Origin of the sequence: Lysobacter sp. KIS68-7 (genome assembly GCF_021284745.1) — a bacterium.
Classification (GTDB): Bacteria; Pseudomonadota; Gammaproteobacteria; order Xanthomonadales; family Xanthomonadaceae; genus Noviluteimonas.
This window is the reverse complement of the sequence record NZ_CP089925.1, coordinates 2,047,629-2,066,305: the sequence shown is the minus strand read 5'-3', so window position 1 is coordinate 2,066,305 and position 18,677 is coordinate 2,047,629. Positions and strand designations below refer to the sequence as shown.

Sequence of the window (18,677 nt, the reverse complement as noted above, 5' to 3'; positions counted from 1 at the left end):
GGCGGTGTTACATTTCGCCCGGTTCGCCATGCCATGGAGGCTGCCGTTGAAGACTTCGATCAGCGCGAATCTCGCGGAGCATCGCGTGGACGTGGCGTTCTACGGCCCGGTGAGTTTCAAGGACCGGATGGACGCGCTGGATGTCATCTGCCAGTTGCTCACGGAACATGCGCTCCATCGGATCCTCCTGGATTTCTCGAACGCCTGGCCGGGCACCGACGTCGACGTCAACGAAGAGCAACTGATGCAGAAACTCCTCGCGCAGCCTGTGTTGCAAGGGTCGTACATGGCGTTCGTCAACAGCCAGGAGTTGCAGGGACTGCCTTCTGCCTCGCCTGAAACGCCCGTACCGAACTTCGTTGTGGGACGGTTCGAGAATCACGCGGATGCGGTGGCTTGGTTGGCGGAGCGCGGCAAGTGACTCGCGGCGCGCCCATTCCACCCCCGATCGCGATGGTGTTGGCGGGCGTCGTCGCGTGGCTGCTTTCCCTGCTCGCCCCCGGCCTGGCGTTGCACGTCCCGCTGCATCGCACGCTCGCCGTGCTGATCACGCTCGCCGGCATCGCCCTCGCGATCGTCGCCAAGCGCACGTTCGACCGCGCAGGCACCACGGTCAATCCGCTACGCCCTGACCAAGCGACGCAACTAGTCACCACGGGCGTGTTCCGCCACTCACGCAATCCGATGTACGTCGGCCAATGCCTGTCGCTCGCGGGTTGGTGCATGTGGTTGGACAACGCGCTCGCGTGGGTCGCCGTACCGATGCTCGTGGCTTATCTGACGGTGTTGCAGATCAAGGCGGAAGAGCGCGTGCTGTCGGCGAAGTTCGGCGAGGCCTATGCGGTGTATCGTTCGCGCGTGCGGAGATGGATCTGACCACGGGGAAGGACATGCGGACCACACGACGCGTCGAATGCGCCGTCATGCTTGCGCTGGCGGTGACTGCCATGCCTACGACGGCCTCAGCCATCTGCATCGAGACACCCCTCGAGCCTCAGGTCGCAGCCGCGCAAGCGATCTTCATTGCGACGATCACCAAGGCCACGCTGGACCTGCCCGCGGACGCAAAGGAGGGCACGTGGTTCAAGGTGCGATATAACTTCCGGGTGGACCGGCGCATCAAGGGCGATCCCACCATCGTGACGTCGTTGATCACCGGTGGTGCATACAACGACCCCAACTCCGAGCGCTTCGTGACGTTCGCAGAGCAAAGTCGCCTCGTGCCCGGAGACAACATCCTGGTGGTCGCGGACAAGCCGGGGGAAGTCGGCGTCAGTACGCTTCCCGGGTGTACTGCCTCGCGGCCTTGGAACCAGGAGACCTACGACGAGACGAGATCGCTTCCTGGTTTCTAAGCCTCGAACGCAACAACGTCTGGATCGACCGGAATCACTACGTTCTGAATATTCCCGTCATCGAGGTCGAAACATGAAGTACACAAATTTCGTGGTCGCCGCCCTGCTTTGCATTGCCTCTGCAAGCGCCTTGGCCGCCCAGGACGCCAATGGGTACAAGCCCTTGCACGGCAGCTACTCGCTCGCGTCCAAGACCCTCATCGATCCGGCGCCCACCGAAGCCAAGGACCGCATGGTCTTCTTCCTCGAAGGCGACGCGGCCGCAGACATGTTCAAGCGCCTGCCCGGCCCGGCGACGCGCGATGCGTGCAGCGATGAGATGACGATGAAACAGGCGGGCGGTCTGGTCTGCCTGAAGGATGCCAAGGGGAAATACACCTGCTCGTTTGGGATCATCTTCAAGACAGGCGTCCTTGTGGACGCAACGGCCTGCTGAGCATGGTCCGTATCCGATTCGGAACGCCCAGCTTTCGCTCAGCTGGCGAGCCGACCGCAGAGATTTGGTTCGAGGCCGACGGCCCCTTTCCGACTGCCCATTGGAACGACTTCGCGCTGGCGATCCTGTGCGAATTGATCCACGCAATCGATGCGAGTACCTCGACGCGTGGGCCTCGTGAAGTCTCCTTGTACGAGGGAGACTTCACGGTGATCGTTCACTCAAGATCTCCGCGCGAGGGGTCGATCGAATTCCGTGACGCCGACCAAGTCGTCTACGCAGGCGAACAGGATCTGGCAAATCTTCGAGACCAGGCATTGCGGGCGTTGCAGCAGTTGCTTGCGTTGGCACCCGACGATCTGAAGCACTCCGACGTCCTCAAGCCGTACCTGGCGTTTTGTCAGGGCGGGAGCTAGGCAGAACCGGAATCATCGCGACGGGAATCGTCGTCGACCCGACCGTCACCATCAACGCCAGGTACGACACGCCGCCCTGCGGCGCGGGGCAAGGACTCCTTCCCTGCCCACTCGCGCCCTGGTCCATCACCTCATCACGCATTCGCCGTCATCGCGCGGCGCGGCGCTTCCGCCACCTTCGGCCCGCACTGGCACGGCTGTCCCGCCTGGCAACCGCACTGACAGGTCGACTTCACGGCCGCCGGCGTCTGGCAACCGCAGGTGCACGCGGCGCCGATGCAGTCGGTGCAGGTGCAGGCGTTCTTCATCTGGGTGTTCATGGGGGAACTCCTTGGTCTTGGGCATGGGCCGGATCGGCTTGAGGCGTATTCTGCGAACCCCCGCCCCGGCACTCTTGAACGAAAGGGCTGACTCGATGGCCACCGCCGCCGCCCCCGTGGTCCTCAAGCGCCCCGTCGCGGGCGTGGGGCGCGTGATCGGTTGGCCGGGCGGCGGTGTGTGGATCGGCCGCTTCCTGGGCCCGGTGCAGGAGCACGCCCACCACGCGATCCAGATCTCGCTCGCCATGGACGGCGCTTTCCGAATTCGCGGCGCAGGCTGGCCGGAAGCGCGCGAGGCACGTGGCGTGGTCGTCATGCCCGATCGGCACCACAGCTTCGACGGCTGCGGCGCGTCCGTCGCCACCTTGTTCGTCGAACCCAATTCGTCGCAAGGCGCGGCATTGCGGGATCGGTTCGCGGGCTTCGATGTCGCGATCCTTCCGCAGGAAGAAGCGCACGCAGCCGTGCAACATCTGCACAAACAGTACGACGAGGGCGCGCCGGACGATTTGCTCGCGCAATACGCGCAAGGCGCCGTGTGCCGCATCGCGGGCAATCCCGCGATGGCGCCGAGCGACGATCCGCGCATCACCGCGGCGCTGGCGTGGATGCGCGCGCGGTTGTCGTCGCCGATCCGGCTGGAGGAAGTCGCGGCCGCGGTGCATCTGTCACCCGGGCGCTTCCGTCACTTGTTTGTTGCGCAGACAGGTACGTCCTTGCGTGCATGGCTGCTCTGGGCGCGCGTGGACCAGGCCGTGCAGGCCGCTTTCCATGGGCGCTCCTGGACCGAAGCGGCGCATGAAGCGGGCTTCTCCGATGCGGCGCACCTGACACGCACGTGCCGCCGCGTGTTCGGTCTGGCGCCGACGATGCTGGTCCCGGAGGAACCGGTCGGGAGAAACTGACCGCTATTCCTCTACCGCTTCGACCACTTCCCCACTCGACTTCCGCACGATCAAACTCGCCGGAATCATCTGGCTTTCCACCTTCTCGTCCCGGATCTGCCGCAGCAGCGACTCCACCAGCATCTCGCCCGCACGCTGCGTGTTCTGGTAGACGGTGGTGAGCGGCGGGTTCGCGAAGCGTGCCGTCGGGATGTCGTCGAAGCCCACCACCGAGACATCGTCCGGCACACGCAACCGATGCTCCGCCAATGCACGCATCGCGCCGATCGCAATCAGGTCGCTCGCCGCGAAGATCGCATCGAACGGCAAGCCACGCGCGAGCAGCGTCTGCGCCGCTGCGTAGCCGTCTTCTTCCGAACTCTCCGCATCGACCTGCAACGCGGGATCCATCGTGACGCCCAGGTCATGCAGCGCCACGCCACACCCGCGATAACGGGCGAAGAACTCCGGACAGCTGGTCGACGCACCGCCAAGGAACGCTACCTGGCGACGCCCGACGGAATACAGATGCTCGCCCACGAGCTGCCCGCCATGGAAGTTGTCGCACCCGATCGACACGAACGGCTGCCCCGGCAGCACCGCGCCCCAGCGCACGAAGTGCGTGCCCTGGTCGACCAGGCGATCCAGCGTGCTCTGGTACAGCAGGTAATCGCCGTAGCCCAACAGGATCAGGCCGTCGGCCTTCATGCTGTTCTCGTAGTCGGCGTGCCAGTCGTCGCTCAGTTGCTGGAACGACACCAGCAGGTCCTGCCCTTGCTTCGCGCAGGCGCGCGTGATGCTGCCCAGCATCGACAGGAAGAACGGATTGATGTGGGACTCGTCGGGCGTCGGGTCTTCGAACAGCAGCAGCGCGATGCAGCCCGCGCGTTGCGTGCGCAGGCTGGAGGCGTGGCGGTCGACCTTGTAGTTGAGCTCGCGCGCGACGGCTTCCACGCGCTTGCGCGTCTCGATGTTCACCAACGGGCTGCCGCGGAGCACGCGCGACACGGTCGCCTGCGAGACGCCCGCGCGGTATGCGATGTCGACGGATGTGGCCTTGGTCTTCTTCCGCATGCTCTCCCCCAACCCCGGCAAGTGTATTGAAGAGTGACCGGCGGTGGCGGCTCCCCACCCAAAATAGATCGGAGGGCCGTTGACGGGGCCCATTCACCAACTCCCGGTACCATGCCCGCCATGGCCAAGCACCCCAGCAATCGCGGCAAACCCGGATCCAAATCCCCCAAATCGGCAGGCAGCGGCACCGCTCCCAAGGGCGGGCCCAAGCACAAGGCCGCCAAACGGCCCGGCTGGTTGCCCGAATCGCCCGCGCATTTCCGCGGCACGCCCACCCACCAAGCCGCCGCAAAACCCGTCCGCACCAGCGCGCCGCACCGCGACCCGCACGCCGCGCGCGAAGCCCAACGCTACGAACAACCGATCGCCAGCCGCGAGATGTTGCTGCGCATCCTCGAGGCCAATGCAGGCCCGATGGACGCCGATGCCCTGGCGCAGAAGCTGGCGCTGACCGAACCCGATCGCTTCGACGCGCTCAGCAAACGCCTGGGTGCGATGGTGCGCGACGGCCAGCTGCTGCAGAACCGCAAGGGTGGCTACGCGCCCGCCGAACGCATGGACCTCATCCCGGGTTCGGTGATCGCCAATCCCGATGGCTTCGGGTTCCTGCGTCCCGAGGCGGGCGTCGGCGGCGACGATCTGTTCCTGCCGCCCTTTGAGATGCGCAAGGTGATGCACGGCGACCGCGTGCTCGCCTGCGTCACCGGCATGGACAATCGCGGGCGCCGCCAGGGCGCGATCGTCGAAGTGCTGGAGCGTCGCCTCAATCGCCTGATCGGTCGTTACACCGTCGAAGCCGGCATCGGTTACGTCGTCCCCGACGATCGCCGCATCCAGCGCAATGTGCTCATTCCGACCGGTGAGTCGGCCGATGCGAAGCCGGGGCAGCTCGTCGTCACCGAACTCGTGCACGCGCCCGACAACACGCGTCCGCCGATCGGCAAGGTGCTTGCGGTGCTGGGCGACAAGCTCACGGCCTCGCTCGCCGTCGAAGCGGCCATCCATGCGCACGAGCTGCCGCACGAATTCCCGCAGGCCGTGCTGGACGAAGCGACGTCCGTCCCGCTCGTCGTCGAGCCCGCGATGATCGAAGGCCGCGTGGACCTGCGCCAGGTGCCGCTCGTCACCATCGACGGCGAGGACGCCAAGGACTTCGACGACGCCGTCTACTGCGAGCCCACGCGCGATGGCTTCCGCCTCGTCGTCGCGATCGCCGACGTCTCGCATTACGTCAAACCCGAACACCCGCTGGATGACGAAGCGCAACTGCGCGCAACGTCCGTGTATTTCCCCGGTTTCGTCGTCCCGATGCTGCCGGAGACGCTGTCCAACGGCATCTGCTCGCTGAACCCGAAGGTCGATCGCCTGTGCTTCGTGTGCGACATGCTCGTCGACCGCGATGGCGTCGTCACCCGTTCGAAGTTCTACGAAGCCGTGATGAACTCGCACGCGCGCCTGACCTATACGCAGGTGTGGAACGCCGTAGGCGACGACGCACTGCCGGAGCATCGCGAAGAAGCCTTGCAGGTGATCGGCACCCTGATGCCGCAGATCGAGCGCCTGCACCAGCTCTTCCAGATCCTCAAGCGCGCCCGCGCCAAGCGGGGCGCGATCGAATTCGAATCCTCCGAAGTGCGCTTCGTGCTCGGCCCGCAAGGTGAAGTCACGCAGGCCGGCATGCTCCAGCGCAACGACGCGCACATGCTGATCGAGGAATGCATGATCGCGGCGAACGTGGAAGCCGCGAAGTACGTGCTGAAGAAGCGCATCCCCGCCCCCTTCCGCGTGCACGACAAACCGCCGGAGCAGAAGTACGCCGACCTGCTGGAATTCCTGAAGGAGTTCAAGCTCAAGATGCCGCCGTGGGCGAAGGTGGAGCCGCGTGACTTCACCGCGCTGATCAAGAAGATCCGCGAACGGCCCGATGCGACGTTGCTGGAATCGGTGCTGCTGCGCAGCCAATCGCTGGCCGTGTATGCGCACGAGAACCTCGGCCACTTCGGCCTGGCGCTGGAGGCCTACGGGCACTTCACCTCACCGATCCGCCGCTACCCCGACCTGCTGCTGCATCGTGCGATCAAGCATGGCTTGCAGGGCGGCACCGCGACGAACTTCCGCTACAGCGACCACGAGATGGCCGCACTGACCTTGCAATGCTCCGCGCGCGAGCGTCGCGCGGATGAAGCCGAACGCGAAGTGGACGAGCGTTACCGCGCTGCTTGGATGGAGCAGCATGTGGGCGGGCAGTTCGCCGGCACGATCAGCGGCGTGACGAGCTTCGGCTTGTTCATCGAACTCGACGACTCGAAGGTCAACGGCCTGGTGCATGTGACGCAGCTGCCGAACGACTACTACCACTTCGACCCGGTGCGGAAGACGCTGAAGGGTGAGCGCATGGGGCGCGAGTTCCGCCTGGGCGATCGCGCGGAGATCATCGTGCTCAAGGCGAGCGTGGAGGATCGGAAGATTGATTTCCGCTTGGTGGAGGAGCGTGGGATCAAGCCGCCGCCGGCGCGTGGGACGCCGGCGAAGAAAGTGAAGCAGGCGTACTAGCCGCTGCGCCCCGCAAGCTTCGTCGCTCGTGCGGAGCGACGAAGCCCGACCTTCCTTCCCCCTCGGTTCATGGCACACCCAACGAGAGTCTTCGTTCGAGGAAGAAGGTTGGTCGGTGAGGTGAGTTTGCGCGGATTGATGGGGAAAGCACTTGTACGTTGGGGCAAGCGGGACGATGCCTCACATCTTCGGCACCGTGGCTTCGGTCAACACGAAAATAGGAACGGCGCCCATGCGCGAGAGGTCGATCAGATTCGACCTATTGCCGCGAGAAAGTTGCCCACCCCCATCGGCCTCCCGATCCCATGCCCTTGGGCGAGATCGCATCCAGCCTCCCCCAACCACAAAAGGGTCGCCCCATCTTCCACGCCTTCCGCTGTCACGACTGCGTTGACCCCATGCGCCAGCTGGATCGTGCTCCGCACAATCGCCCGATCCGCCTCTGACGCCATCACCCCGCTGATAAAGCTCCGATCGATCTTCACCTCTTCCGGCGCCAGCCTGCGCAGGTAAGTCAGCGACGCATTCCCCGTCCCGAAGTCGTCCAGCGAGATCTTCACTCCACCCGCCCGCAGCCGATCCACCGCGGCGAAAGCCTTGTCGGGGTCGCGCATCACCGCGGTCTCCGTCACTTCCAGCATCAGCGCGCCAGGCACGTCGGCCGCGAGCTGCACGATGCGATCCACCAACATCGTGTCGCTGAAGTCGTTCGCGGAGACGTTCACCGAGAGCGTCAAGTCCAGCCCCTGCGCCCGCCACTCCTTCAGATGCGCCACGGCGCATTCGACGAGATACAGCGTCATCTCCCCGATCACGCCGGTGCGTTCGGCCAGCGGAATGAAGTCGCCCGGCGGCACGTCGCCATGCTTCGGGTGGTGCCAGCGCACCAGCAGCTCCGCGCCACAGATGCGATTGCGCGCGATGTCGAGCTTGGGCTGCACGAGGTAGCCCAGCGTGCGTTCGCGGATGGCGGTCCGCAGTTCGGTCAGTTGCGTCAGCCTGCGCGGGTCCGGCGCCAGCGCGTCGTGGTAGACCACGCCATTGCCAGGCCGCACGGCACAGGCTTCACTCGCCAGCCCCGCGGCGCGCATCAGTTGTTCGGCGGTGTTGCCATGCGCGGGATACAACGCGGCACCCGCGCAGGCCACTTGTTCGATCGGCAGCCCACTGATTTCGATGCGCGCGCCCACCGTGGCGAGCACCTCGTCCATCACGCGTTGCGCACTCTCCGCGTCGTGTGCATCGCGCGCAGCCACCATGAAGCCGCGATCGTGCACCTTTGCGACGATGGGGTGTTGCGCCTGCAAGCGCGCAGCAATTCCGCGCATCAGTTCGTCGACGAAGGCGTGGCCGGCGATGGCTTCCACCGCGCCGAGTTCGAGCAAGTCGATGCGGATCACGGCAAAGGGTTTGTGCGTGGCGATCAGGTCCGCCAGCGTGCGGCGGAAGCTCGCGCGGTTGGGCAGTTGCGTCACCGGGTCGTGGCGTTGCAGGTGCTTGGCGCGGCGTTCGGCGCTGCCTGCACGGTTGCGCGCGCGATTGCCCGCCACGAGCAGGATCACCGCCAGCGCGAGCAAGGGCACGATCACCCAGGCGGCGCGCAGCATCCCCGCGCGGAAGGTCTCCTCCGGCGGCGTGAGGTTGGCGAGCCACTGGACGTACAGGCGGCCGGCTTCGCCGCTGCTGGTCGCTTCGCGCAGGCCCTGGTTGATGGTCGCAACGAGATCGGGCCGCTGCGGGTTGATCGCGAAGGCGTACTCGGTGTCGAAGAACGCGGGGCTCAGGGCCACGATGTCGCCGATGCGGTAGCGGCGCAGCGCTTCGTAGCCGATGTAGCTCGGGACCAAGGCGTAGTCGGCGCGGTGTTCGGCGACGGCGAGCAACGCCTTCGGTTCGTTGTCCACTTCCACCAGGCGCACGCCGGGGCGGTGGCGCAGTTCGTCCCAGGCCAGGCCGGCGCGTTGCACGGCCACGCGCTTGCCGTCGAGTTCGTCGAGGGTGGCGATGTAACGCCCGCCGCGCGCGCCGAAGACGAGGTGGTAGAAGTGGAGATAAGGCTCGCTGAAAAGCGTCTGGCGGCGGCGCTGTTCGGTGACGAGCATGGGCACGACGTCCGCCCTGCCTTGCTTCACGTCGTCGACGGCCTCCGTCCAGTTGCGCAACTGAATGTCGGGCTGCAGGTGCGCGTGCTCGGCGACCGCGCGGAAGAGTTCGACGTCGTAGCCGGTGGCATTGCCGTCGGCGTCGCGGCGGCTGAAGGGCGGATAGTCCTGGTCGGCGGCGAAGTGGACGACGTGCGCGGCGGGCGCGGCGTCCTGGCTGGACGCACGCACGCCGCGTGGCAGGTGCCAGGCACCGATCGCCACGATCGCGGACAACACCACGATGACCCACGACCGCGCGAACCGCGACCGTGACGCTCCCTTGCGCATGCCACTTCATCCCTGCTTCGGGATGCAATGAATCAAGAAGGAGGCGGAGTGTCAATGCACGGCGCGATGCACCCCGTGAACGTGGGTAGCGGCCGTATGAAACCTCAGCCCGGATTGATGCCGTGGAACTGGATCAGCCCCGTATACGCCGCGAGCGCGACACCGAGGATCAACACCACCGACAGCGTGATGCGCTTGGTCAACGCATTGACCGTCCGCTTGCTCGTCGATTCGTCGACCAGCATGTAATACAGGCCTGCGCCCAGGTTGTAGAGGATCAGCCCGAGGAAGCCGACGATGATCAGGGTCTTCATTGCACGAGTGCCTTGCGCGCGCGGGGACCGGTGAACCAGGCGTGGCGCGCGATCCATGCCAGGGTCATGACGGCGAGGAACATGCCGTAACAGACAGACGTTGCGAGCACCTGCTGCCACATGTGGCCGTACTGCAGGCTGGCGTTGAACATGCTCCAGTACATGCCGAGCGCGGACGCGAGGACCGACAGTGCGAGCGCCGCTGCGTCGAACGCGCGGCGCCTGGGCGTGCGCGGGGTGCGGGGGTAGATCCAGTAGAGCGCGCCGAGGATCAGGTACCAGGGGAGGAACAGGATCAGCGCGAGGTTGCGTTGGACTTCCGGATGCATGGCGGCAGCTTAGGCAGCCCGGGGCCTTCGCGGCAGGCACAGTTCGGGCGGAGAATGACCGGATCAGATGGCCGAAGGACCCGTGTGAAGCGCTACGAAGCCCTGGCCGCGGATGTGGCGGCGTCGATCGAAAGTGGAACGCTGAAACCCGGCGACAAGCTGCCGTCGGTGCGGGCTTTGCGCGCGAGCCGCAAGGCGAGCCCGGCGACGGTGTTCGAGGCGTATGCGTTGCTGGAGGCGCGGGGGTTGATCGAGTCGCGGCCGCGTTCGGGTTACTACGTGGCACGGCCGGCCCGCGCGATGCCCGCCGAGCCGCTGCCCCACCCTGCCCCGGACGGCGAACCGCGCACCGTGCAGGTCGCCGACATGATCTACGGGATCCTGCAGGCGGCGGCATCGCACGAGGTGGTGCCACTGGGATCGGCGTTCCCGAGTCCCTTCCTGTTTCCGTTGCAGCGTCTCGGCCGTGCATTGGCGGCGAGTGCGACGCGCATGGATCCCTGGAGCACGGTGGAGAGCCTCACGCCGGGGCACCTGGAGCTGCGACGCCAGATCGCGCTGCGCTACCTGCTCGATGGCGTGCGTGCGGATCCGGACGACATCATCGTGACCAACGGCGCGATGGAGGCCTTGAACCTGTCGCTCGCGGCGACGTGCAAGCCGGGCGATGCGGTGATCGTGGAGTCGCCGTGCTTCTACGCATGCCTGCAGGCGCTGGAGCGCTTCGGTCTGCGCGCGGTGGAGGTGGCGACCGATCCACGCACCGGCATCGATCTCGATGCGATGGAGGCGGCGATCCAACGCCACAAACCCAGCGCCGCGTGGGTGATGACGAACTTCCAGAATCCCTTGGGCAGTTCGATGGACGAAGGCAAGAAGCGCGCGCTGGTCGAACTCGTCACGCGCCATCGGCTTCCGCTGATCGAAGACGATGTGTACGGCGAGCTGTACTTCGGCGATCGGCGACCGGCGGCGACCAAGGCCTTCGACACCGAAGGCTGGGTGCTGCATTGCAGTTCGTTCTCCAAGACGCTCGCGCCCGGGTATCGCGTGGGCTGGGTGTCGGCGGGGCGCTTCACGCGCGCGGTCGCGCAGCAGAAGCTGGCGGCGTCGCTCGCCACGGCGGTGCCGGTGCAGATGGCGCTGGCGCGTTACCTCGCGCGCGGTGGCTACGAGCGGCACCTGCGTGCGTTGCGGGCCACGATGCGCACGCAGCGCGATCGCTATGCCGAAGCGATCGGGCTGGCCTTCCCCGGCGGAACGCGCGTGAGCCGGCCTGGTGGCGGTTACTTCCTGTGGGTGGAACTCCCACAAGGCGCCGATGCGATGGCGCTCGGGCGCAAGGCCATGGACGCGGGCATCAGCCTGGCGCCGGGCCCGATGTTCTCGCCCTCGGGCGGATTCGCGCATTGCGTGCGCATCAATGGGGGGCATCCGATGACGCCGCGCATCGAAGAAGCGCTCCAGCTCATCGGGCGCAGCGCTGCCGTGTAACACAACATACGCAGAGGTGTGGACGTTCGCCGCGCTAAAATCGCGCGTCATGCCCACCAACCTGCGACTGTCCCCGGACGCCGATCTCTTCGAAATTCGCTACGTCGGCGCATTGACGTTCGCGCAGCGCGCCCGCGCCATCGAGGAAACCCAGTTCCGCCTGAAGGATTGTTGGGTGAAGAAGGTGCTGATCGATTTCACTGCGGCCTACCCTGCGGAATATGCAGGCAGCGCCGCCGACGAAAAGCGTTTCCGTGCTGCGCTGGAGCGTGCGACGTTCACCCGCGGCGCGCGCATCGCCTTCCTTGGCGCGCCCTCCGACCACGATGCGGAGATGGTCGAGTTCTCGAAGAAGAAGGGCTACAAGTTCCGCTCCTTCTTCGAGCGCCAGCACGCGCTGGACTGGCTGTTCGGCGACCAGCCCTAGGGTTGGTTTTCGTAGGGCACGATCTGCCAGGACTGGCTGCTCACCGTCCCCACGCCCATCGGCAGCGAACTGTTGGCGCGTCGCCAGATCCCGTTCGCGCCGGTCTGCACGTTGCGCCACAGGACGTCGGCGTAACCATCGGCATCGAAGTCGCCAATCGCGGCCACGCGCCAGGCGAGCGCGGCCGCGGACACGTTGATCTGCGTCGTGTTGTTGCCTGCGCGCCAGACGGTGTTCGCGCCCGTGCTGCCGTTGCGCCAGAAGATGTCGGCGGTGCCGTTGTTGTCGAAGTCGCCGACGCCGACGACCTTCCACGCGTTGCCCGTCACGCCGACCACCGCCTGGGTCGTGGCCGCATTGCCCGAGCGCCAGATCGTGTTGGCGCCGGTGGACACGTTGCGCCACAACACATCGCTGCGGCCGTCGCCGTTGAAATCGCCCACGCCCACGACCTGCCAGTTGAGGTCGGTGACCGCGCTGGCCGCTGTCGTGGCGTTGGCATTGCCAGAGCGCCAGATCACGTTGGCGCCCGAGTTGACGTTGCGCCAGAACAGATCCGCGCGGCCGTCGCCATCGAAGTCGCCGGCACCCACCACGCGCCACGCCTGGCTCGTCACCGCCGCCACCGCTTGCGTGGTCGCGCTGTTGCCCGAGCGCCAGATCACGTTGGCGCCCGTGCTGGCGTTGCGCCAGAACACATCGCCCTTGGCGTCGCCGTCGAAGTCGCCCTGCGCCACCACGCGCCAGGTGTTGCCCGGCACGGTGGTCATCGGGGTTTGCGCGGCGTTGTTCGCCGAACGCCAGATCACGTTGGACCCCGAGGCGCCATCGCGCCAGGCGATGTCCGAACGCAGGTCGCCGTCGTAATCGTGGTTCGCGCTGAAGGGCCGCACATTGAAATACACCGCGCTCGGCGTGCCGGGGCGGCCGGAGGCGTCGACACCGCGGACGTACACCACGTGGCGGCCGTACGCGAGGTTGGTGGTGTTGATGTTCACGGTGACGAGTTCGCGGCTGCTGTTGAAGGCGCCGTCGGAGGCGGTCATCGCGAAGTTGGTGCCGGCATCCCACGGCGCGTGGTCGAGCGACGCCGTCGCGCTGGTGATCGACTGCACCGGTTCCGCACCGTTGCTCTGGTTGTAATGGCTGTCGTCCACGTAGGCCGACACCGCGAAGCCCTGCCCGCGCATGATCGACGTCGCCGATGCGGCGATCGAGGTCGTGTCCGGGCCGCTCGGCGACAGGTAGGGATCATGCAGGTTGCGCGCGGCGTACTTCAGCGCGTTGAAGTTCTGCGGGTACGTGGAGGACGTGAACGTCGCGCAGTCTTCGAAGAACTGCTGCCCCAACTCGATGGTGTAACTCGGCGCGCCGGTGCTGCCGTACACGGTGTCGGTGTTGGTGCCGTCCGCCAGGTACAGGCCGTTCCACTGCACGGGGCGATAGTTGTTGAAGTACGCCAGGCGACGGCCGAGCGTTTGCAGCGCGGGCGCGTTCGGCGCATCCGTCGCGGTGTAGGCCCACGGCCACAACACCAACTGCGAGAAGCTGTGGATGTCCAGGAAGATGCCGCGGTAATCACTCGGCGCCATGCCCGTGTCGGTGCGGCGATCCGGGAACACGCCGCCGCTGAACGTCCCGCCCGCGCCCGCTGTGCCGATGACGTAGCGCAGAATGTTCTGCGTTTCTTCCTCCGATACCGCCCCCGTTCCGCGGTACTCCACGTTGCACGGGTCGCCGCTGGAGCCATCGGCCACGCCGCCGAACTGCCAGCTGAAGTTGCGATTGAGATCCACGCCATACGCATTGGCAGGACAGGTGCCGTCGTCGTTGTCCGTGTTCTTGCGCCACGACAAGCCGGATTCGGCTTTCTTGCGGCCGTCCGGATTGCCCTGGAGGATGAAGTGGAAGCGGAAGTTGTCGAGCAGCCAGGTCGCTTCCGGATCGGTGCCGTAACCGTTCGCCAGGTATTCCGCGAAGCGCGTGGCGAGTTCGGCGGTCGTGTACTCGCGCGCATGGATGGCGGCGAGGACGACCATGTTCGGTTTGTCGGGAATCGCGGCGTCGGTCGCGCGGTTGGTCAGGCGCAGCGCGCGCATGCGGTATCCGGCCGGGCCACCGGCGTGGGCGGCATCCCACGACGGACCGATGTCGACGACGCTCGCGAGCGAGGGTTTCGCCGCCACGAGTTGGTCCATCGTCGCGTAGGTTTCTTCGACGGTGCGGTAGCACGCGAAGCCGGGGATCGATTGCTCGGCCGTGAGCTTCGAGGACGTCAGCCCCAGCGGATCGCGGTTTGCCATCGCCGATTCAGCCGTGCGCATGCGCTGTGTGGCGGCATCGTCGATCTCCACGCGGATGCCCATGCGGCGCAGGCGGGCGAGATCGTCGCTGCTCGCTTCGATGCGCGCGGTGCGCGCCTTCTCGTCGATGATCAGATGCTGGAAGTTGCCCGCGATCTTCTGCAGCTGCGCGCGGTTGTTCCAGTGCGCGGTCGCCATGACGAGGCGGTCGGGGTCGGTCTGGAAGTTCTGCGCGGGGGTCGCCCCCACGAGCAACGCAGCGGCGGGCAACACGCAAACGGCCGCCGCAAGGCGGGCCAGCGACGGGGGGCGGAACGTACGGCGAAGCTCCATGCGGGGGCCGGATTCCATGGCGGTGAATCCCCGCACTCTTCCGGGCGGTTCGAAAAGCCGAGGTGAAGGCGCCCGTGGCGTTCAGTTTCGCGGGGCGCCTGACAAGGCCCTGCACCCCGCTTCCGCCTTACATGTTGCGGCGATATTCCCCGCCCACGTCGTACAGCGCGTGGCTGATCTGGCCGAGTGAATGCGTCTTCACCGCTTCCATCAGCGAAGTGAAGACGTTCTGGCGGTCGCGCGCGGTCTTCTGCAGGTAGGCCAGGCCCGTCTCGCCGTTGCGCAGCTGCTGGTAGCGCTGCACGTTGTCGATCTGCTGGCCCTTCTCGCCTTCGGTCGAACGAATCAGTTCGATCTCGGTGACGATGTCGCCGGCGTGGTCCTTCGGCAGGAAGGTGTTCACGCCGATCAGCGGCAGCGAGCCGTCGTGCTTCTTGTGTTCGTAGTACAGCGACTCTTCCTGGATCTTGCCGCGCTGGTACATGGTGTCCATCGCACCCAGCACGCCGCCGCGCTCGCTGATCGCCTCGAATTCCTTGTAGACGGCTTCTTCGACGATGTCGGTGAGCTTGTCGACGATGAAGCTGCCCTGCCAGGGATTCTCGTTGAAGTTCAGCCCCAGCTCCTTGTTGATGATCATCTGGATCGCGACGGCGCGGCGCACGCTCTCTTCCGTCGGGGTCGTGATGGCTTCATCGTAGGCGTTGGTATGCAGCGAGTTGCAGTTGTCGAACAGCGCGTACAGCGCCTGCAGCGTGGTGCGGATGTCGTTGAACTGGATTTCCTGCGCGTGCAGCGAACGGCCGGAGGTCTGGATGTGGTACTTCATCATCTGCGAACGCGCGCCGGCGCCGTAGCGCTCGCGCATCGCGCGCGCCCAGATGCGGCGGGCCACGCGGCCGATGACGGTGTACTCCGGGTCCATGCCGTTGCTGAAGAAGAACGACAGGTTGGGCGCGAAGTCGTCGATCTTCATGCCACGCGCGAGGTAGTACTCCACGATCGTGAAGCCGTTGCTCAGCGTGAAGGCCAGCTGCGAGATCGGGTTCGCGCCCGCTTCGGCGATGTGGTAACCGCTGATCGACACCGAGTAGAAGTTGCGGACGTTCTTGTCCACGAAGTACTGCTGGATGTCGCCCATCATGCGCAGGGCGAACTCGGTGCTGAAGATGCAGGTGTTCTGCGCCTGGTCTTCCTTGAGGATGTCCGCCTGCACGGTGCCGCGCACGGTGGCCAGCGTTTCGGCCTTGATGCGCGCGTAGGTGTCGGCATCGACCACCTGGTCGCCGGTGACGCCCAGCAGGCCGAGGCCCAGGCCGTCGTTCGTCGCGGGCAGCATGCCGCTGTATTCGGGGCGCTTGCGCCCTTCGAACATCTTTTCGATGCGCTCGTGCGCTTCGTCCCAACGCGCCTGGTCGGCGCGGAGGTACTTCTCGACCTGCTGGTCGATCGCGGTGTTCATGAACATCGCGAGGATGATCGGCGCCGGGCCGTTGATCGTCATCGACACCGAGGTGGTCGGCGCGCACAGGTCGAAGCCGGAGTACAGCTTCTTCATGTCGTCGAGTGTGGCGATGTTGACGCCCGAGTTGCCGATCTTGCCGTAGATGTCCGGGCGCACGGCGGGGTCTTCGCCGTACAGCGTGACCGAGTCGAACGCCGTGGACAGGCGCGCGGCCGGCTGGCCGACGCTCAAATAATGGAAACGACGATTGGTGCGCTCCGGCGTGCCCTCGCCCGCGAACATGCGGATCGGATCTTCGCCGGTGCGGCGGTACGGATACACACCGCCGGTGTAGGGATACGCGCCCGGCAGGTTTTCCTTCTGCAGGAACGTGAGCAACTCACCCCAGCTGCGGTACGTCGGCGCCGCGATCTTCGGGATCTTCTGGTGGCTCAGCGACTCGCGGTAGTTCTCCACGCGGATCGTCTTGTCGCGCACCTTGTATTCGTTCACCTCGTCGGTGATCGACTTCAGGCGCGCGGGCCATTCGCGCAGGAGCTTGATGGCTTCCGAATCCAGCGAGTGGATCGCGTCCTGGTAGCGCTGGCGCAGCGTCGAGAGCGTGCGGTCGTCCTTCGCCAGCAGGTCGTCGGCGGCAAACAGATCGAGCGCCTTCGGCAGCTTCGCGTCATCCAGGTCGCGCAGCGATTGCCAATAACTCTGCGCGCGATCGGCGATCTCGCTCTGCGCTTCGATGCGCGTGTTGATGCCGCGCCCCTGCTCGGCGATCTCTGCCAGGTAACGCACGCGCGCGCCGGGGATCAGCACGGTGGCGCGCGGTTCCTTCAGCGTGGTGTCCAGGTGCGGCGACCACTTGCCTTCCGGCAGTTCCAGCTTGGCGCGCAACAGGCGGCACAGGTTCACGAACATCCAGCTGATGCCGGGGTCGTTGAACTGGCTGGCGATGGTCGGATAGACGGGGACGTCTTCATCCTTCGTCTGGAAGGCGACGCGGTTGCGCTTCCACTGCTTGCGCACGTCGCGCAGCGCATCTTCCGCGCCGCGCTTGTCGAACTTGTTGAGCACGACGAGCTCGGCGTAATCGAGCATGTCGATCTTTTCCAGCTGGCTCGGCGCACCGAAGTCGCTGGTCATCACGTACATCGGGAAGTCGACGAGGTCGACGATCTCCGAATCGCTCTGGCCGATGCCCGCGGTTTCCACGATCACCATGTCGTAGCCAAGCGACTTGAGGAAGGCGATGCAGTCCTTGAGCACGATGTTGGTGGCCATGTGCTGGCGGCGCGTGGCCATCGAGCGCATGAACACGCGCTTGGAACGCAGCGAATTCATGCGGATGCGGTCGCCGAGCAGCGCGCCGCCGGTGCGGCGACGGGTCGGGTCGACCGAGATCACCGCGATGCGCATGTCGGGGAACGAGGCGAGGAAGCGATTCAGCAGTTCATCGGTGACCGACGACTTGCCCGCGCCACCCGTGCCGGTGATGCCCACCACCGGCGTCTTGCCGCCGGCGAGCTGCCACTGCTTGCGCAGGTGCTGGAGTTCGGATTCCTCGAGCGCGCTTTCTTCGATGGCGCTGAGCATGCGGCCGATGGCGATCTCGTCGGAGAGGTCCACCAGGTGCGGCTTCTCGACGGGCATGCGCGCGGCTTCGGCGCGGCGCACGACATCTTCGATCATCGCGACCAGGCCCATGTGCATGCCGTCGTTCGGGTGGTAGATGCGCTCCACGCCGTAGGACTGCAGCTCGCGGATTTCTTCCGGCGTGATCGTGCCGCCGCCACCGCCGAACACGCGGATGTGCGAGGCGCCGCGCTCGCGCAGCATGTCCACCATGTACTTGAAGTATTCGACATGGCCGCCCTGGTAGGACGACAGGGCGATGGCGTCGGCGTCTTCCTGCAGCGCGGCGCGCACGACGTCTTCCACGGAGCGGTTGTGCCCGAGGTGGATGACTTCCGCGCCCTGTCCCTGGATCAGGCGCCGCATGATGTTGATGGCGGCGTCGTGGCCGTCGAACAGGCTGGCGGCGGTGACGAAGCGCAGCGGGCTCGTCTCGGTCTGGGGGGTCGAGGCGGGAACGGTGGCGGCGGGGGTGCTCATTTGGCGGCGCTCAATACGGGTCCGGCGAATCCCGCATTGTAGCGCTGCGGTGGTTAAGGCCCCTTCCCCTCCCGGAGCAAAGCCTCGGCTCCGGTCAGGACGGACCGACCCGCCCTCGGTTGTCGCGCCTGTCGGAGCGCCTACAAGCCGCATCCATGCAACCGGAGCTCCGCCCGGGTGGCCATCCATGGCCGCCCTGCAGTCGCGACAACCGAGTGCGTGTCGGTCCTCCACCACGATTTGCGAGTGCGCTGCGTTGGAAGCCTTTCACCGAAGCCGCAGACAAGGATTTGCGGTGGAGGCCTGGCACACACTCGATGAGCGCGACTGCAGCCCCGCCATGGATGGCGAGGCGGGCGGAGCTCCGGTTGCATGGATGCGGCTTGTAGGCGCTCCGACAGGCGCGCTCATCGAGTGGGTGACAGGCCGTGCCTTCCGC

The 18,677-nt window shown here is 66.0% G+C and carries 16 protein-coding genes; 9 read left to right on the top strand and 7 right to left on the bottom strand.

Features of this window, described 5'->3' with window-relative positions:
* Positions 1–46 precede the first annotated feature (46 nt).
* The 5 genes from LVB87_RS10045 to LVB87_RS10025 all read left to right on the top strand — a co-directional run bounded on the left by LVB87_RS10045 (position 47) and on the right by LVB87_RS10025 (position 2,207).
* The gene (locus LVB87_RS10045) at positions 47–421 is read left to right on the top strand and encodes a hypothetical protein (protein ID WP_232897839.1); all 375 of its coding nucleotides are present in this window, start codon (positions 47–49) and stop codon (positions 419–421) included.
* Entirely contained in the window at positions 418–876 is a 459-nt protein-coding gene (locus LVB87_RS10040; protein WP_232897838.1) for an isoprenylcysteine carboxylmethyltransferase family protein, read from the top strand. Before LVB87_RS10045 ends, LVB87_RS10040 begins: the two co-directional genes overlap by 4 nt.
* Positions 867–1,355: a hypothetical protein gene (locus LVB87_RS10035; RefSeq protein WP_232897837.1), complete on the top strand. Its 489-nt coding sequence runs from the start codon at positions 867–869 to the stop codon at positions 1,353–1,355. The genes LVB87_RS10040 and LVB87_RS10035 overlap by 10 nt, the downstream gene beginning before the upstream one ends.
* 73 nt (positions 1,356–1,428) lie before the next feature.
* Entirely contained in the window at positions 1,429–1,791 is a 363-nt protein-coding gene (locus LVB87_RS10030; protein ID WP_232897836.1) for a hypothetical protein, read from the top strand.
* Positions 1,792–1,793: 2 nt separating this feature from the next.
* Complete coding sequence (locus LVB87_RS10025; protein ID WP_232897835.1) at positions 1,794–2,207, top strand: hypothetical protein; 414 nt, start codon at positions 1,794–1,796, stop codon at positions 2,205–2,207.
* 134 nt (positions 2,208–2,341) lie between these two features.
* Here the strand turns inward: LVB87_RS10025 and LVB87_RS10020 are convergent, their stop codons facing one another.
* Positions 2,342–2,527 carry a hypothetical protein gene (locus tag LVB87_RS10020; protein ID WP_232897834.1) on the bottom strand — a complete coding sequence of 62 codons (186 nt, stop codon included), beginning with the start codon at positions 2,525–2,527 and terminating at the stop codon, positions 2,342–2,344.
* A 95-nt stretch (positions 2,528–2,622) separates the two neighbouring features.
* On the opposite strand from LVB87_RS10020, the gene LVB87_RS10015 reads away from it, so the two are divergent.
* Complete coding sequence (locus tag LVB87_RS10015; RefSeq protein WP_232897833.1) at positions 2,623–3,432, top strand: AraC family transcriptional regulator; 810 nt, start codon at positions 2,623–2,625, stop codon at positions 3,430–3,432.
* Positions 3,433–3,435: 3 nt separating this feature from the next.
* Here LVB87_RS10015 and LVB87_RS10010 read toward each other — a convergent pair whose 3' ends face one another.
* Positions 3,436–4,485 (bottom strand): LacI family DNA-binding transcriptional regulator, encoded by a 1,050-nt coding sequence (locus tag LVB87_RS10010; RefSeq protein ID WP_232897832.1) that lies wholly within the window; start codon positions 4,483–4,485, stop codon positions 3,436–3,438.
* Between the two features lie 120 nt (positions 4,486–4,605).
* On the opposite strand from LVB87_RS10010, the gene rnr reads away from it, so the two are divergent.
* Complete coding sequence (gene rnr, locus LVB87_RS10005; protein ID WP_232897831.1) at positions 4,606–7,038, top strand: ribonuclease R; 2,433 nt, start codon at positions 4,606–4,608, stop codon at positions 7,036–7,038.
* Between the two features lie 248 nt (positions 7,039–7,286).
* Here the strand turns inward: rnr and LVB87_RS10000 are convergent, their stop codons facing one another.
* The 3 genes from LVB87_RS10000 to LVB87_RS09990 all read right to left on the bottom strand — a co-directional run bounded on the left by LVB87_RS10000 (position 7,287) and on the right by LVB87_RS09990 (position 10,113).
* Positions 7,287–9,470, bottom strand: coding sequence for an EAL domain-containing protein (locus tag LVB87_RS10000; protein ID WP_232897830.1), 2,184 nt, complete (start codon positions 9,468–9,470; stop codon positions 7,287–7,289).
* Positions 9,471–9,574: 104 nt separating this feature from the next.
* Complete coding sequence (locus tag LVB87_RS09995; protein ID WP_232897829.1) at positions 9,575–9,784, bottom strand: twin transmembrane helix small protein; 210 nt, start codon at positions 9,782–9,784, stop codon at positions 9,575–9,577.
* Entirely contained in the window at positions 9,781–10,113 is a 333-nt protein-coding gene (locus LVB87_RS09990) for a hypothetical protein (RefSeq protein ID WP_232897828.1), read from the bottom strand. Before LVB87_RS09990 ends, LVB87_RS09995 begins: the two co-directional genes overlap by 4 nt.
* Positions 10,114–10,197: 84 nt before the next feature.
* On the opposite strand from LVB87_RS09990, the gene LVB87_RS09985 reads away from it, so the two are divergent.
* Positions 10,198–11,607, top strand: a complete 1,410-nt coding sequence (locus tag LVB87_RS09985) for a PLP-dependent aminotransferase family protein (protein WP_232897827.1) — start codon at positions 10,198–10,200, stop codon at positions 11,605–11,607.
* A 49-nt stretch (positions 11,608–11,656) separates the two neighbouring features.
* Positions 11,657–12,034 (top strand): hypothetical protein, encoded by a 378-nt coding sequence (locus LVB87_RS09980; RefSeq protein WP_232897826.1) that lies wholly within the window; start codon positions 11,657–11,659, stop codon positions 12,032–12,034.
* On the opposite strand, the gene LVB87_RS09975 is transcribed toward LVB87_RS09980, so the two are convergent.
* On the bottom strand, positions 12,031–14,688 hold the full coding sequence (locus tag LVB87_RS09975; protein WP_232897825.1) for a M14 family zinc carboxypeptidase: 2,658 nt from the start codon (positions 14,686–14,688) through the stop codon (positions 12,031–12,033). The two genes, LVB87_RS09980 and LVB87_RS09975, sit on opposite strands and share 4 nt — an antisense overlap.
* A 109-nt stretch (positions 14,689–14,797) precedes the next feature.
* Positions 14,798–18,238, bottom strand: coding sequence for a methylmalonyl-CoA mutase family protein (locus LVB87_RS09970; protein ID WP_232897824.1), 3,441 nt, complete (start codon positions 18,236–18,238; stop codon positions 14,798–14,800).
* Positions 18,239–18,677 lie beyond the last annotated feature (439 nt).

What these genes read in the sequence shown, in the direction of transcription:
- LVB87_RS10025 (WP_232897835.1), top strand. Translation starts at nt 1,794, where the DNA reads ATGGTCCGTATCCGATTCGGAACGCCCAGCTTTCGCTCAGCTGGCGAG.
- rnr (WP_232897831.1), top strand. Translation starts at nt 4,606, where the DNA reads ATGGCCAAGCACCCCAGCAATCGCGGCAAACCCGGATCCAAATCCCCC.
- LVB87_RS10035 (WP_232897837.1), top strand. Translation starts at nt 867, where the DNA reads ATGGATCTGACCACGGGGAAGGACATGCGGACCACACGACGCGTCGAA.
- LVB87_RS10015 (WP_232897833.1), top strand. Translation starts at nt 2,623, where the DNA reads ATGGCCACCGCCGCCGCCCCCGTGGTCCTCAAGCGCCCCGTCGCGGGC.
- LVB87_RS09995 (WP_232897829.1), bottom strand. Translation starts at nt 9,784, where the DNA reads ATGAAGACCCTGATCATCGTCGGCTTCCTCGGGCTGATCCTCTACAAC.
- LVB87_RS10000 (WP_232897830.1), bottom strand. Translation starts at nt 9,470, where the DNA reads ATGCGCAAGGGAGCGTCACGGTCGCGGTTCGCGCGGTCGTGGGTCATC.
- LVB87_RS10030 (WP_232897836.1), top strand. Translation starts at nt 1,429, where the DNA reads ATGAAGTACACAAATTTCGTGGTCGCCGCCCTGCTTTGCATTGCCTCT.
- LVB87_RS09970 (WP_232897824.1), bottom strand. Translation starts at nt 18,238, where the DNA reads ATGAGCACCCCCGCCGCCACCGTTCCCGCCTCGACCCCCCAGACCGAG.
- LVB87_RS09980 (WP_232897826.1), top strand. Translation starts at nt 11,657, where the DNA reads ATGCCCACCAACCTGCGACTGTCCCCGGACGCCGATCTCTTCGAAATT.
- LVB87_RS10020 (WP_232897834.1), bottom strand. Translation starts at nt 2,527, where the DNA reads ATGAACACCCAGATGAAGAACGCCTGCACCTGCACCGACTGCATCGGC.
- LVB87_RS10010 (WP_232897832.1), bottom strand. Translation starts at nt 4,485, where the DNA reads ATGCGGAAGAAGACCAAGGCCACATCCGTCGACATCGCATACCGCGCG.
- LVB87_RS09990 (WP_232897828.1), bottom strand. Translation starts at nt 10,113, where the DNA reads ATGCATCCGGAAGTCCAACGCAACCTCGCGCTGATCCTGTTCCTCCCC.
- LVB87_RS09975 (WP_232897825.1), bottom strand. Translation starts at nt 14,688, where the DNA reads ATGGAATCCGGCCCCCGCATGGAGCTTCGCCGTACGTTCCGCCCCCCG.